Below are 14,878 nucleotides of genomic sequence, written 5' to 3'. Positions count from 1 at the left end.
GTCGGTGCTTAGCTGGCGGCCACAGAATCTGTGGACTTGGCGGCCGCTTTGCGTGCATTGATTTCACCCAAGGCGCGCTTGTACTCGTTCGGGAACACTTTGACGAACTTCTGACGCGCTTGCGCCCAGTTGTCCAGAAGTTCACGTGCGCGTTGGCTGCCGGTCCACTTGTGGTGGTCTTCCAGCAATTTCTTCAACTGAGTTTCGTCGGCTTGGTCGCGGTGCCACACTTTGCGGTCCACTGACGCTTCTTGCTCGGCCACAGTGAGTACTTTTTCCATGCTGACCATGGCGGTGTTGCAGCGCGAAGCAAACTGACCGTCTTCGTCGTACACATACGCAATACCGCCGCTCATACCGGCCGCAAAGTTGCGACCTGTTTTGCCCAGCACCGCCACCGTACCACCGGTCATGTATTCACAACCGTGGTCGCCCGTGCCTTCCACCACTGCTGTGGCGCCCGACAAACGAACAGCAAAACGCTCGCCAGCCACGCCGGCAAAGAAAGCTTCGCCCGTGGTGGCGCCGTACATCACGGTGTTGCCCACAATGATGTTTTGGCTGGCCACGCCACGGAACTCGAGGCTTGGGCGAACCACAATGCGACCGCCCGACAAACCTTTGCCGGTGTAATCGTTGGCTTCACCAATGAGGTACAGCGTGATGCCCTTGGCCACGAAGGCGCCAAAGGATTGACCGCCGGTGCCTTCGAGTTGAATGCGAATGGTGTCGTCTGGCAAACCTTCTGGATGCACTTTGGTCACCGCACCCGAGAGCATGGCGCCCACAGAACGGTTGACGTTGCGCGCCACTTCCATGAACTGCACCTTCTCACCTTTGTCGATGGCGGCGCGGCTCTTCTGAATGAGCACGTTGTCCAAGGCTTTGTCCAAACCATGGTCTTGCACATCAATGTGGCGGCGGGGTACGTCGGCAGGCACATCGGGCACAGCCAACAAACGGCTGAAATCGAGGCCACTGGATTTCCAGTGCTCAATGCCTTTGCGGGTGTCGAGCAAATCGGCACGACCGACCATGTCGTCAAACTTCTTGATGCCCAACTGCGCCATGATTTGACGCACTTCTTCAGCGATGAAGAAGAAATAGTTGACCACGTGCTCTGGCTTGCCAGAGAACTTCTTACGCAAAATAGGATCTTGCGTGGCCACGCCCACAGGGCAAGTGTTCAGATGGCATTTGCGCATCATGATGCAGCCTTCGACCACCAGCGGTGCGGTGGCGAAACCAAACTCGTCTGCACCCAGCAACGCGCCAATGGCCACGTCGCGGCCAGTCTTCATTTGACCGTCGGCTTGCACACGAATGCGACCGCGCAAGCGGTTGAGCACCAAGGTTTGCTGTGTTTCAGCCAGACCAATTTCCCAAGGGCTACCAGCGTGTTTGATGGAGGACCAAGGTGATGCGCCGGTGCCGCCGTCGTGGCCGGCAATCACCAGGTGATCGCTCTTGCACTTGGCCACGCCTGCGGCAATGGTGCCCACGCCAATTTCAGACACCAACTTGACGCTGATGTCGCTGTGCGGCGCCACGTTTTTCAGGTCGTGAATGAGTTGGGCCAAATCTTCAATGGAGTAGATGTCGTGGTGTGGGGGAGGAGAAATCAAACCCACGCCTGGCACAGAGTGACGCAACTTGCCGATGTAGTCGGACACTTTGCCGCCTGGCAATTGACCGCCTTCACCAGGCTTGGCACCTTGCGCCATCTTGATCTGAATTTGATCAGCGCTGTGGAGGTATTCAGCGGTGACACCGAAGCGGCCAGACGCCACTTGCTTGATCTTGGAGCGCAGTGAATCGCCAGCCTCGAGGGGCATGTCGACTTCCACTTCTTTGGCGCCAATGACGCTCTTCAAAGTCTCGCCCTTTTTGATCGGGATGCCTTTGAGTTCGTTGCGATAACGCGCAGAATCTTCACCGCCTTCACCGGTGTTGCTCTTGCCGCCGATGCGGTTCATGGCAACGGCCAAGGTGGCGTGTGCTTCTGTTGAGATGGAGCCCAAAGACATGGCGCCTGTGGCGAAGCGTTTAACGATTTCGCTGGCGGGTTCTACTTCATCAATCGAAATGGCTTTGGCAGGATCGATCTTGAATTCGAACAAACCGCGCAGTGTCATTTGACGCTTGGTTTGGTCATTGATGATCTGCGCGTATTCTTTGTACGTGTTCCAGTTGTTGGCACGGGTGCTGTGCTGCAACTTGGCAATGGCATCGGGTGTCCACATGTGCTCTTCACCGCGAGCGCGCCATGCGTATTCACCGCCAGCGTCTAGCATGGTGGCCAACACAGGATCATTGCCAAACGCAGCTTTGTGCATGCGCAAAGCTTCTTCGGCAATTTCAAAAATACCAATGCCTTGCACGCGGCTCGGTGTGCCGGTGAAGTACTTGTTCACCGTTTCTGTGTTGACGCCAATGGCTTCAAACAACTGCGCGCCGCAATACGACATGTAGGTGCTGACACCCATCTTGGACATGATCTTGGACAGGCCTTTGCCCACCGCTTTGATGTAGTTGTAGATGGCTTTGTCGGCGGACAAATCACCAGGCAACTCTTTGTGCAAAGCTTGCAAAGTTTCCATCGCCAGGTAGGGGTGAACAGCTTCAGCGCCGTAACCGGCCAACACGGCAAAGTGATGCACTTCGCGGGCTGTACCGGTTTCCACCACCAAGCCAGCTGTGGTGCGCAAGCCTTCGCGCACCAAGTGTTGGTGAATGGCAGACAGCGCCAGCAATGCGGGAATGGCCACTTGCGTGGGCGACACACCGCGGTCGCTGATGATCAAGATGTTGTTGCCGCCTTTGATGGCGTCGACAGCTTCAGCGCAGAGTGATGCCAGCTTGGCTTCAACACCTTCACGGCCCCATGATGCTGGGTACGTGATGTCTAACGTAGCGCTCTTGAACTTGCCCTGAGTGGATTGTTCAATGTTGCGCAACTTGGCCATGTCGGCAAAGTCCAGCACAGGCTGGCTGACTTCCAAGCGCATCGGTGGGTTGACTTGGTTGATGTCGAGCAAGTTGGGCTTGGGGCCAATGAAGGACACCAAAGACATCACGATGGCTTCGCGAATGGGGTCGATCGGTGGGTTGGTCACCTGCGCGAACAACTGCTTAAAGTAGTTGTACAGCGGCTTGTTTCTGTCGGACAACACAGCCAAGGGGCTGTCGTTGCCCATGGAGCCCAAAGCTTCTTCGCCGGCTTGGGCCATAGGGGCCAACAAGAATTTGATGTCTTCTTGGGTTGTGCCAAAGGCTTGTTGCAAGTCGAGCAAAGATTCTTTGGACACAGGCGCTTCTGCGGTGGTGGCTTTGACGTCATCCAACTTGATGCGCAAGTTTTCAATCCACTGCTTGTAGGGCTTGCTGCTGGCCAGGTTCGACTTGAGTTCTTCGTCGTCGATCATGCGGCCTTGTTCCAAATCAATCAGGAACATCTTGCCGGGTTGCAAACGCCATTTGCGAACAATCTTGCTTTCTGGAATGGGCAACACGCCGGTTTCAGAACCCATGATGACCATGTCGTCATCGGTGATGCAATAACGTGAAGGACGCAAACCATTGCGGTCCAAGGTGGCGCCAATTTGACGACCATCGGTGAATACAATCGAAGCAGGGCCGTCCCATGGCTCGAGCATGGCGGCGTGGTATTCATAGAAGGCCTTGCGGCGCTCGTCCATGGTGTTGTGGTTTTCCCATGGCTCGGGAATCATCATCATCACGGCTTGGCTGATGGGGTAGCCGGCCATGGTGAGCAACTCTAAGCAGTTGTCAAACGTGGCTGTGTCAGATTGGCCCGCAAAGCTGATGGGGTACAGCTTTTGCAAATCTGGACCGAGCACGGGCGAAGACATCACGCCTTCGCGCGCCTTCATCCAGTTGTAGTTGCCCTTGACGGTGTTGATCTCGCCGTTGTGCGCCACATAGCGGTAAGGGTGAGCCAAAGGCCACTCTGGGAAAGTGTTGGTGGAGAAACGTTGGTGCACCAAACCGAGTGCAGACACGCAGCGCTCGTCTTCCAAGTCACGGAAGTAGGTACCCACTTGATCAGCCAACAGCAAGCCTTTGTACACCACGGTACGGCTGGACATGCTGGGGATGTAGTACTCGTTGCTGTGCTTGAGTTGCAGGTTTTGAATGGCCGCACTGGCAGTTTTGCGAATGACGTACAGCTTGCGCTCTAAGGCGTCTTGCACAATCACATCGGCACCGCGGCCAATGAAGATCTGCTTCAACACAGGTTCTTTTTCGCGAACAGTAGGCGACATAGGCATGTCACGGTTCACCGGCACATCGCGCCAGCCCAGCAACACTTGACCTTCAGCTTTGACAGCGCGCTCGAGCTCTTGCTCGCAAGCCATGCGTGAAGCGTGCTCTTTCGGCAAGAACACCATGCCCACACCATACTCGCCCTGCGCTGGCAATGTGACGCCTTGCTTGGCCATCTCTTCTCTATAAAGAGCGTCTGGCAACTGAATCAAGATACCAGCGCCATCGCCCATCAACTTATCGGCACCCACCGCACCCCGGTGATCCAAGTTTTCAAGGATCTTCAGGGCTTGCGTCACGATGGCGTGCGTTTTGGCGCCTTTGATATGGGCCACAAAGCCCACACCACAAGCATCATGTTCTTGTGTGGGGTCATACAGACCCGTTTGTTGCAAAGTTGATTTTTCGGCAGCCGAAGTCATGGCGCACTCCTAAAGATATTTCGCGGGAACGTGAGCATATTGCATTGCAACAAGAATGCCAAGAAAAATAATTGGGGTCAGATGAACATTAATTTTCTCTTTTTTCAGAATTAAATTAATTGGGGACAGATCAAAATTGAGTCAAAAAGAATTCATTAAAGCCACTTTATCGGCAAATTATTGACTTTAGGGAGGTGTTTTAAAGGGTCTGCCAGCCTTCTGGGGCAGGATGGGGCGCTGCGTTGTCTTCTGTAAAGACTTCAAAAACTCAGGTCTGCCTACGACTCGGCTCTTCAAAACCGACTCGGTCAGGTCTTTTTGCATGGAAGCAGACAGCCCTGCGGCCACAAACTCTGCATATGCGGCCTCCCTAGAAAACGGCGTGTTGCCTAAGCCCCAATACAGTGCATGCGGCGTCACCAATTTGTCGATTTTTTGACCAATCAGGTGCTTGTAACTGGACCAATTGAAATCTTCTGCAGCTTCAGCCACCCCTGCCCTGACGGGGTTCAAATCAATGTAGGCCATGCATGTGAGGAGATAGGCCTCCGAATCAATCACCGAAGATTTGTAACGGCCTTCCCACAAAGTGCCGCTTCGTTTGTGGCGTTGGTTGAAGTAACGCACATAAGTTCTGCCAACCGCCTGCATCATCAAGGACATGGCTTCATCGCTGGGCGGCGTGAGCAGCATGTGAAAGTGATTGTCTAGCAACACGTAGGCATTCACAGCCACTTTGTGGCGCTGCGACTCTTCCAGCCAGAGGCTGTAGAGCATTTTCCGATCAGCCTCGTCCATCACGATGGGCTGGCGATTGTTCCCCCGCTGAATCACATGATGCGGGTAACCAGGAAGGGCTAAACGAGGATGACGGGCCATTCGCGAATGCTAACCCGAAAGGAATTAATGTTGATCTGACCCCAATTAAGGGTAGCGCGATGCAAGGGATTCGGTGAGGCCGAATTCGGTCAGGAGGGCTTGGAGGCGGTCGGCGGCGCCTGCTTTGGGACGGCCGGTGTAGCGGGCCAGGATAAGTTCGTTTTTCATGCTGTGCTCCCAACCGACCAGCTCGGTGACGGTGACGGTGTAACCCTTGGACTCTAGGTAGAGACAGCGCAGGACGTTGGTGAGTTGGCTGCCAATTTCGCGGGTGTGCAAGGGGTGACGCCAGAGTTCGGCCAAGGGAGTGCGGGATAAATTGAGGGCTTTGTTTTGGCGCAGCTTGGCAGCCACTTCGGCCTGACAGCAAGGCACCAAGACCATGGCGCGGGCTTTTTTCAGCAAGCCAAAGGCAATGGCATCGTCGGTGGCCGTGTCGCACGCATGCAAGGCCGTGACCACATCGATTTGCGCAGGCATTTGGTCAGATTGCGAGGACTCGGCCACGGAGGTGTTCAAAAACACCATGCGCTTGAAGTCCAAGCGCTGCGCCAATGCGCGTGAGGCCTCGACCAATTCGGCGCGCGTTTCAATGCCGTAAATATGACCTTGCGACAAAGCCTTGAAAAACAAGTCGTAAACAATAAAGCCCAAGTAAGACTTGCCAGCACCATGGTCGGCCAAGGTCAAACCCATATGACTGGCATGCACATCCGCTGGCTTGCCTGCCGCCACATTCGAAGACTTGGCTGCATCTTCCTCCGAGAGCTCTTTCAGAATTTTTTCGATGAACTGAAACAAGTGCAAAACCTGTTTGAGCTTGCGACGTGAATCCTGATTGAGTTTGCCTTCGCGCGTGAGAATGTGCAGCTCTTTGAGCAACTCGATCGACTGGCCTGGACGCAAGTCGAGGTCCAAGGGCTTGGGCGCGTCTGACTTGGCGTTATTTTTTTTCATTGCTGTCATTCTGAGGCAGCGATGGCCCCACGTTCAAGTCTTGCCAACCCTTCAAACCCAATTGGTTCAGGGTGGCCATGTTGACTTCAAAAATATCTTCGGCATCTGGAAACGCAGCCACAGCACGGTCAATGCTGGCTTCACGAATCAAGTGCAAAGTGGGATACGGCGAGCGGTTGGTGTAGTTGGTGATGTCGTCTTCATCGGTTCCCGCAAATTGGTACTTTGGATGAAAACTGGCAATTTGAATGACACCTTCTAAATCGAGCGCCAGCAAACAATCGTCGGCCACATTCAAAAAGTCGTTGTAATCGTAAAAGTCTTGCAACAGATGCTGAACGACCAACACGGTGGTGTCTCGCACCGCGGGTTCGTGCGACACCAAGTCGCGCAACTCGCGCAGTAGATCATCGCGCAAAGTTTCCAAATCATCCGCCGCACTGACCGTGCAATGCACTTGGCCTTTGACATACACCGACTTGGCAAACGGACACAAATTCAAGCCGATGACCGCGCGCTCCAACCAGCGCAAGGTGTCTTGCACCATCACTTCAGCATTGACCTGATTCATGCAAGCTCCTTTGGCGCATTCAAGGCTTTGGCAATGAAGAAAGACATCACCCAACCCACGACGCAGCATAAACCTGTCGCGGTCCATGTCCACTGCCAGCCGCCCACTTGCGAGGCCAACCATGCCACCGCCGGAGGTCCCGCAAACTGACCAGCGGCAGAGCCTTGCTGCATCCAACCCACCGTGGTGGACACGTTGCGCTCATGCGGCGCCAAACGCACAGCCAACGAAAACAAAGTACCCGGCACCAAGCCGCCACACGATGAGAACAACAACACCCCTAGGTAGCGCAACCAGGGCAACGCAGACGTCCATTCGGAAAACGCCAGCCATGAGCCACAAGCCATCGCCAAAAATCCGAGGCCCAGCAACACACTGGGATGAAGACCACGTTGCAACATGCGGCCCGACGCCATGTTGCCACCCATGTTGACGGCAGCGGCAAATGCCGTCAGCACGCCCAAGGTGGCGCCCGACAAACCTGCTTGCGTGTAGATGGAAGGCAAGAAGCCAACCACGGCCAACCACTGACCCGAGTACATGGCAAAACAAAGTGCAACCAACCAAGGGCCCGGTGCAGTCAAGGTTTCACGCAAACGCTGCGGCCATGCCACTTGAACAACGGCCGGCGTACTTTGCAGTGTGGGTTGTTGTGAAGCCATCACCGCATCGGCGGGCACCACACGCCACAACACCAGCGCCATGACCCAAGACAGCACGGCAAACAAACACCACCAAGTTTGCCAACCCCAAGCAGGTAGCCACAAAGGCCCCACCAGCAAAGTGAGGGCTGTCCCCGCCGGCATGTAAGCACCCCAATAGCCCAGTAACTTGCGAACTTGTTGCGCGCTGACCAATTTGCGAATCAGCCCAGGCGCAGGCAAAGTGACACACAAAAAACCGAGGCCTTCAAGCGCTCGCCAAAACATCAACTCAGGCACACTCAGCGCAAACGATCCCATGGCACTGGCCACTCCCAGAACCAACAAGCCCATCAGCATGCTGCGCTTGAGTCCCAAGCCATCTGCTGATAAACCTACCGCCAAGGCCAAGCTCATGCCCGCCAATTGCACCAGCGACAACAAGAAGCCCGATTGCATCAAACTCATGCCCAAGCTTTCGGCCAATGCAGGCAAGGCCGGCGGCAACTTGCCAATCTGCAATGCAGCCATTACACCTGAGAAGATGACGATCAAGGCCGCAGCCTGCGAGCGCTTGGCATCGGCATCTGCATCTGCTTGCGTGCTCATGCCAACAGACGACGCCCGGTAAGGCGCTCGTGCTCTTTAGCGGCATAACGATCGGTCATGCCTGCGATGTAATCGGCCACTGCGCGAGGCGTTTCTTCACGCGCTGAAAAATCAGACGACATTTCTTGAGGACTGCTGAGGTACGCATCAAACAGTTCGCGCACCACCACTTGGGCATTTGCCGTGGTCTCCATCACTTGCGGATGTCGGTAGAGGTGTTTGAACAGAAAAGATTTCATCACCTTCACTTGCTGCGCCATCGGCTCACTGAAAGCCACCAAAGGGCCAGAGAGGCGCGCTTCGTCGGCACTTTGCGGCTGGTGTTGCGTCAAATGTTGGCGCGTGGTGTCGATCACATCGTAGACCTGATCGCTCAACATTCGTCGGATGGTTTCATAAAGCAAGCGTCTGGCTTTGCTGGCGTCCGCCAAGCCTGGATGTTGTTGCAAGGTGACGGTTTTGTAATGCGCAAACAAAGGCACCTCGTCCATTTGCGACAGCGTGAGCAAACCCGAGCGCACGCCATCGTCGATGTCGTGCGCGTTGTAGGCAATGGCATCGGCCAGGTTGCACAGTTGTGCTTCCAAACTGGGCTGCGTGCCATTCAAGAAGCGATGGGCCACGCCACCCGGCTCCTGCGCTTCGATCAACAAGGCATTGCGTTTGGCGCAGTGTTTCAAAATGCCTTCGCGCGTTTCAAAACTGAGGTTCAAGCCATCAAATTCAGGATAGCGCTCTTCCAAATGGTCCACCACCCGCAAACTTTGCAAGTTGTGTTCAAAGCCGCCATAAGTTTGCATGCATTCGTTCAGTGTGTCTTGTCCTGCATGGCCAAACGGGGTGTGACCTAAATCATGCGCCAGCGCAACAGCCTCTACCAAATCCTCGTTCAAACCCAAGGCCCGCGCAATGGAGCGTCCCAATTGCGCCACTTCCAAGGAATGCGTTAAGCGCGTGCGAAACAGATCGCCTTCGTGGTTTAAAAAGACTTGGGTTTTGTAGACCAAACGCCGAAACGCGGTGGAGTGCACGATGCGATCGCGGTCGCGCTGAAAGTCATTGCGCGTTGGCGCAGGCACTTCGGCGTGGCGTCGCCCGCGGGTTTGTTCAGGATGGCAAGCGTAGGCTTCAAGCACAGCAGCGATCGATGACAGCACGCACCATGGCTTCGGGCGCAGCGCTGACGCGCGCTTTGCCTGGGCCTTCAATCAATACAAATTGAATATCGCCAGCCACCGATTTTTTGTCATGCAGCATCAAGGCCAAATACTTGCCCGCATTGTCCTGGGCATCGAGCACAGGGCCACGGATGGGCAAGCCAGCTTGCGAAATGAGCTGCGTTAAGCGCGTCACAAACGCCGCATCGATGAGGCCCAAGGCCTTCGACAAATGGGCGGCCATGACCATGCCGCAACCTACTGCTTCGCCATGCAACCATTCGCCATAACCCAGGCCCGCTTCAATGGCATGGCCAAAGGTGTGACCAAAATTCAAAATGGCGCGCAAGCCGGCTTCGCGCTCGTCTTGCCCCACCACGTGGGCTTTGATTTCACAGCTGCGCTTCACTGCATGCGCCATGGCTTGCGGCTCGCAGGCTTTGAGCGCCTGGATGTTGGCTTCAATCCAATCAAAGAACGCCATGTCGGCAATGGGGCCGTACTTGATGATTTCAGCCAAACCTGCGCTCAACTCACGTGCAGGCAAAGTTTGCAACACTGCCAAATCACAGACCACACGTTGCGGTTGGTAAAACGCGCCAATCATGTTTTTGCCCATGGGGTGGTTGATGGCTGTTTTGCCTCCCACAGAAGAATCAACTTGTGCCAACAAGGTGGTTGGTACTTGCACGAAGGGCACGCCGCGCATGAAACTGGCTGCGGCAAAACCCGTCATGTCGCCCACCACACCGCCGCCCAATGCAAACAACACGGTCTTGCGATCGCAGGCCTGCCCCAGCAAGCTGTCAAAAATCAAATTCAAGGTCATCCAATCTTTGTGCGCTTCGCCATCGGGCAAATGCACGCTGTGAATGACTTTGTAATGGGCAGAAAGGGCTTGCTTGAGCGCAGCCTCGTACAAGGGCGCCACCGTGGTGTTGCTCACAATCAATGCCGCAGCCGCTTTGGGCAAGTGGGCATAGGTGGCAGCTTGGGCCAACAAGTTTTGACCAATGACGATGTCATAGCTTCGGTCGGCCAAATCAATTCGAACCACTTCTGGCTGTTGCGTCGTGCTGTTCATAAGCGGCTTCAAGTTTGGTGTGGGGTGTGCGTGTCAAAACCTTGAAGGTCCAACTCCGCAATGATGGCGTTCAACAATCGGTTGATACTGGGCCGCCCGGTGTCAAACACATGGTGCGCCGTCTCTTTGTAGAGTGGATCGCGCACTTGAAACAGGGCGCGCAATTTCTCGAGGGGGTCGTTCACTTGCAGCAAAGGTCTTTGCATGTCGTGCTTCAAACGGCGAAACACTTCTTCAGGGCTTGAACGCAGATAAACCACTTTGCCACGCGCCCGCAAATGTTGACGATTGGCTTCGCGCAAGACCGACCCGCCGCCGGTAGACAAAACACCGTGGTGGTATTTGCTGAGATCGTCGATGACGTTTTGCTCGATGTCGCGGAATCGCTCTTCGCCTTCGCGGTCAAAAAACTCACGAATCGAACAACCCAAGCGCTGCTCAATGACGCTGTCGGAATCCAAAAAAGGCAAGCCGAGACGACGCCCCATCTGTCTGCCGATGGTCGTTTTGCCAGATCCCGGGAGGCCAACAAAAATAATGAGCAAAAGAAGAAATTCAAGGTTGGAATGAGTCCCTAAGTGTATTCGAGGCCGCCCTGGGTGGCGATTCAGCCAGCACTCTGGGGGTGACAAAGATCAGAAGCTCGGTTTTTCGCTGGGTGACCTGCTCACTTTGGAACAGCCTGCCAAAAACCGGCAGGCTGGCCAAGCCAGGGACCCGCGCCTCATCTTGCTTGTCTGCCGTTTCCAAAATGCCGCCAATGACCACCGTGCCCCCGTTGTCCACCAAAACCTGTGTTTTGACGTGTTTGGTGTTGATGGAATAGCCCGCCGTGGTGACCTGACCGACGCTGTCCTTAGCGATGTCGAGCTCTAACACCACCGCCCCTTCCGGGGTGATTTGCGGTGTCACCTCGAGTTTGAGGTTGGCTTTGCGAAACGCGATGGAGGCCGCCCCATTGCCATTGTTGACTTGGTACGGCAGCTCGGTGCCCTGCTCGATCAAGGCCTTGGTTTGGTCCGCAGTGACCACCCGCGGACTGGCAATCACTTTGCCTTTGCCGTCGGCTTCAAGCGCAGAGATTTCGAGGTTGAGAAACTGATTGGCCGCTGCATTGAACAAGGACACCGCAAAACTGGCAGGCGGAAACAGGGTTTGCCCCGCCGAGCCTGCCGGCAAATTGAGCCAATAACTGGGCTGAATGCCCCCCGAGGCGGCCATGCCTTGTCCACCGATGGCCAAGTTAACTGGCTTAGCAGTTGCTGCAAAGGGGGCCGCAAAGCTGCTGGCAAATGCACCGCCCAAACGAACACCCAAGGATTTGCCAAATTGCGCTTCAGCCTCCACGATTTGCGCTTCGATCATGACCTGTCGCACTGGAATGTCCAGCCATTGAATGACGTTTTGCAGCTGTTTCAAAGCCGCTGGCGTGTCCAAGAAAAACAACTGATTGGTTCGGGGTTCGGCCATCACCGTGCCTCGCGCACTTAACCAACGCTGCCCTGACGCGCCCGCACTCACGCCGGCAGACTGCAAGCGCTGCGCCACATCGAGGGCTTTGGCGTATTTCAAAGTGATGGCCCAGGCTTGCAATCGCTCGGATGCATCGTTGCGTGAACTGATCCACAAAACGCCATCTTTGCTGATCGCCTCCAGCCCTTTGGATTGCACCACCACGTCGAGTGCTTCTCGCCATGTCATGTCTTTCAAATGCAGACTGACAGGACCGGTAACGCCATCGGCCACAATCAAATTGTGTTGCCCCATTTCGGCCAAGGCATGCAACAAAGCTTTGACCTCCATGTTTTGAAATGTCCACTTCAGCTTGTCATCGGCAGCTTGCAACAAAGGACTCCACATCAAGGTGCAAAGACCGACCACCCCTGCCTGAAACCACGGCCCTCGCTTCATGGCTTCGCCCCCTCCCAATCGAGCCGAACATCGGGCTGCCCCATCCCTGAACTCAGCCAAAGCCCCTGCGCATCGGTCCATTTGGCTTGGCTTTGCTCGGTGCCAAGCTGTTGACCGGGGCGCACCAAATGCGTTTGCGCGCCAGAGCGAACCCAGGTCCAAGCTTCGCCAGGGCCACTTGAATGACTGGATTGCGCAACACCCACCACCCGCATCTGTGATTGACTTTCCTTGGGCAAAACGTGCACAGATGGCAAGGCCGATGTGGTCTGTGAATTTGCCAGTGCAGCCACTTCAAACTGCAACGCAACGCCTGTATCGGTATCGGCGTCTTGTGCATCCCAATACAAAGACAGCTGCCCTTCTAAAACAAACCGTCCATCGGCTTGCATGCGACTGACCCACGATGTCCACAGCCCGTTTTGAAACCATTGGTCCAGGTCTTGCCAATAGGCATGCACAGCGTCTTCGGCGCCTTGAACACTGAACTTCAAGGTACTGGCCTCCAAGCCGTGCACGTCGGGTTCTGGCATCAGCTTGAGCTGCTGCACCAGCAAACCACGCTGCTGTGCCATGCGTTGCAATCGATGGAGCAAGGTCAAGCGAATGGCCGAATTGGGCCATGCCACCAACAGGTCATCGACTTGAGCTTGGTGCTGGCGTATCAATAAGTCCTGCTGCGCTAAGACTGCCTGCTCGTTCATTGCTTGCGTTTGTTGCAAAGCTGATTGCCGTAAGGCTTCTTGGACCTGCTGCTGGCGTTCCATCCACTGCGCACTGGGAACAGACAAAGCAAGCGCTGCGACCAAGCCGCGCCAAATCACTGGCACCAAGCCGCACAAAGACAGACACATCAGCAACACCATCCAAGCTTGTTGCATGGGCGAGGCCAAGAAGCTTTGGTTTTGCCAATTCAACACCCACTTGGGCCATCTCAAGAATACCCAATGGGCCAAGGGGTCCGTGATACTTTGGAAGACCTTGGCACGGCTCATGAACCCGCTCCCTGTTTGCCATAGAGCTTGGCCTGAATCAGAAACACCAAGCCTTTTGGCACCAGCGAACCGAGCACATTCAAGTCGGACTGCACTTGCACCAACACAGGCGCTTGCAACCAACCTGGAAAACGGTGCAAGGCTTGCAACAATACCGAGACATCATGAGATTGTTCGGCCACACCTTCCCATGTGAACAGGCCGTTTTGAAATTGATGTGTTCGCAAAGCAAAGGCCGTGGGTACTTCTCCATTGCGACCCTCTCGCTTCATTCGCCAGGCCGCCTGAACTTCTGAGATGTCTTCACGCTGCGCCTGTCGGCTTGCCAAACTTACTTGACGTGCTTTCAAGTCAGCCACCGTTTTCTTCGCATCGGTCAATGCTTTTGCGTCGGCAGATGGATTTGCAGGCATCGCCCCAGGCAAGGGCAAGATTGCGCTGCCTTGCACGTGCGCTGTGGTGGCCAATTCATCCAAAGCGAACAGCTCTTGCTGCCCAATGATTCCTAAACCCAACAGCAGCCCCGTGCCCATGGACAATTGGATGTTGCGGCGTGTGCGCTTGCTGCGGTGTGCAGCGTTTTGTAGCCAGTTCAACATGGGACTTCACCTTGCCGCATAAAAGAAACAAGCTGTTCAGTGATGCGCTGCTGCAAAGCCTGCTGCGACTTGAACGAATGTCGAAAGAAGCTGGCCAAACCCAGCGCTTGGCTTTGTGCCGTAAACACCTGCAAATCGAACCCCAGTTCTTTCATGTGCGCCATGCGTTCATGGAGCTTGAATGCCTCATAAGCCCAAACAGTGGCCTGCAAACTTCCGGTGACTGGCTGATGAACCTGGTAATCAAGGGCCACTTGATGGGTCGCCAATTGCATGCGCACACTTGCCTCTAAACGACATTCGGCTTCGATGTCATGAGGTCCCCAACTGGGCAAGCAGGCCCACTCGAACGTTTTGCACTGCGTATCTGGAATGACCCAAGCTGTTGGCCTAACATGGGTCTTGAAGAAGGGCACACGAGGTAAAGCCGGCCAAGCCCGCTCACGGGCCATCAAGAGCGCCGACATCAAGCTTGGCAGGTCCACTCCTGTCTGGGTTAACACCTGCTGGCCATGGACGACCACTGCAGTGAAAAATCGCGCATCATCTGGGGACTGCGCAGAGGCAGCATGCTCGAATACACCCCATCTCGGCGCATGGCGCCGCTGAAACAAAGGCAAGGCAAACAAATTGGACTTTCTGAGGCGGTTGGTGATCCCTCATTGAACCCTCTACCCACCCCCGAAAAGACTACAATTCCTGCCAATCCAGTTGCTTTGCGCAACATTCAAATTCCGCCATCTGCCCAGCAGTTTTTATAATGCGG

At 55.1% G+C, this 14,878-nt stretch carries 13 protein-coding genes; 1 reads left to right on the top strand and 12 read right to left on the bottom strand.

The genetic code is table 11. The features are described 5' to 3' along the window. Window positions 1–8: 8 nt before the first annotated feature. The 12 genes from L103DPR2_RS03605 to L103DPR2_RS03550 all read right to left on the bottom strand — a co-directional run bounded on the left by L103DPR2_RS03605 (window position 9) and on the right by L103DPR2_RS03550 (window position 14,579). Window positions 9–4,709 (bottom strand): glutamate synthase-related protein, encoded by a 4,701-nt coding sequence (locus L103DPR2_RS03605; RefSeq protein ID WP_055359790.1) that lies wholly within the window; start codon window positions 4,707–4,709, stop codon window positions 9–11. A gap of 186 nt (window positions 4,710–4,895) precedes the next feature. Continuing rightward, window positions 4,896–5,588, bottom strand: coding sequence for a transposase (locus L103DPR2_RS03600; protein WP_055359789.1), 693 nt, complete (start codon window positions 5,586–5,588; stop codon window positions 4,896–4,898). Window positions 5,589–5,633: 45 nt separating this feature from the next. Then, entirely contained in the window at window positions 5,634–6,545 is a 912-nt protein-coding gene (locus tag L103DPR2_RS03595) for a class I SAM-dependent methyltransferase (RefSeq protein ID WP_156339850.1), read from the bottom strand. Next, window positions 6,532–7,116 (bottom strand): DUF1415 domain-containing protein, encoded by a 585-nt coding sequence (locus L103DPR2_RS03590; RefSeq protein ID WP_055359787.1) that lies wholly within the window; start codon window positions 7,114–7,116, stop codon window positions 6,532–6,534. Before L103DPR2_RS03590 ends, L103DPR2_RS03595 begins: the two co-directional genes overlap by 14 nt. Beyond that, window positions 7,113–8,366, bottom strand: a complete 1,254-nt coding sequence (locus tag L103DPR2_RS03585; protein ID WP_055359786.1) for an MFS transporter — start codon at window positions 8,364–8,366, stop codon at window positions 7,113–7,115. Before L103DPR2_RS03585 ends, L103DPR2_RS03590 begins: the two co-directional genes overlap by 4 nt. Next, complete coding sequence (locus L103DPR2_RS03580) at window positions 8,363–9,523, bottom strand: deoxyguanosinetriphosphate triphosphohydrolase (protein ID WP_231717675.1); 1,161 nt, start codon at window positions 9,521–9,523, stop codon at window positions 8,363–8,365. Before L103DPR2_RS03580 ends, L103DPR2_RS03585 begins: the two co-directional genes overlap by 4 nt. Beyond that, window positions 9,495–10,607 (bottom strand): 3-dehydroquinate synthase, encoded by a 1,113-nt coding sequence (gene aroB, locus L103DPR2_RS03575; protein WP_055359785.1) that lies wholly within the window; start codon window positions 10,605–10,607, stop codon window positions 9,495–9,497. Before aroB ends, L103DPR2_RS03580 begins: the two co-directional genes overlap by 29 nt. A gap of 8 nt (window positions 10,608–10,615) precedes the next feature. Then, window positions 10,616–11,152, bottom strand: a complete 537-nt coding sequence (locus tag L103DPR2_RS03570) for a shikimate kinase (RefSeq protein ID WP_055359784.1) — start codon at window positions 11,150–11,152, stop codon at window positions 10,616–10,618. A 10-nt stretch (window positions 11,153–11,162) separates the two neighbouring features. Next, the gene (locus L103DPR2_RS03565; RefSeq protein WP_055359783.1) at window positions 11,163–12,467 is read right to left on the bottom strand and encodes a type IV pilus secretin PilQ; all 1,305 of its coding nucleotides are present in this window, start codon (window positions 12,465–12,467) and stop codon (window positions 11,163–11,165) included. 47 nt (window positions 12,468–12,514) lie between these two features. Beyond that, complete coding sequence (locus L103DPR2_RS14295) at window positions 12,515–13,513, bottom strand: hypothetical protein (RefSeq protein ID WP_055359782.1); 999 nt, start codon at window positions 13,511–13,513, stop codon at window positions 12,515–12,517. Continuing rightward, window positions 13,510–14,112, bottom strand: coding sequence for a hypothetical protein (locus L103DPR2_RS03555; protein WP_055359781.1), 603 nt, complete (start codon window positions 14,110–14,112; stop codon window positions 13,510–13,512). The genes L103DPR2_RS14295 and L103DPR2_RS03555 overlap by 4 nt, the downstream gene beginning before the upstream one ends. Further along, window positions 14,106–14,579 carry a hypothetical protein gene (locus L103DPR2_RS03550; protein ID WP_156339849.1) on the bottom strand — a complete coding sequence of 158 codons (474 nt, stop codon included), beginning with the start codon at window positions 14,577–14,579 and terminating at the stop codon, window positions 14,106–14,108. The genes L103DPR2_RS03555 and L103DPR2_RS03550 overlap by 7 nt, the downstream gene beginning before the upstream one ends. Window positions 14,580–14,624: 45 nt before the next feature. Between L103DPR2_RS03550 and L103DPR2_RS14290 the strand changes: the two genes are divergently transcribed. After that, on the top strand, window positions 14,625–14,873 hold the full coding sequence (locus L103DPR2_RS14290; protein WP_156339848.1) for a hypothetical protein: 249 nt from the start codon (window positions 14,625–14,627) through the stop codon (window positions 14,871–14,873). Window positions 14,874–14,878 lie beyond the last annotated feature (5 nt).

Origin of the sequence: Limnohabitans sp. 103DPR2 (genome assembly GCF_001412575.1) — a bacterium.
Classification (GTDB): domain Bacteria; phylum Pseudomonadota; class Gammaproteobacteria; order Burkholderiales; family Burkholderiaceae_C; genus Limnohabitans_A.
The sequence above is the reverse complement of the archived record's forward strand: the minus strand, read 5'-3'. Positions and strand labels throughout refer to the sequence as shown.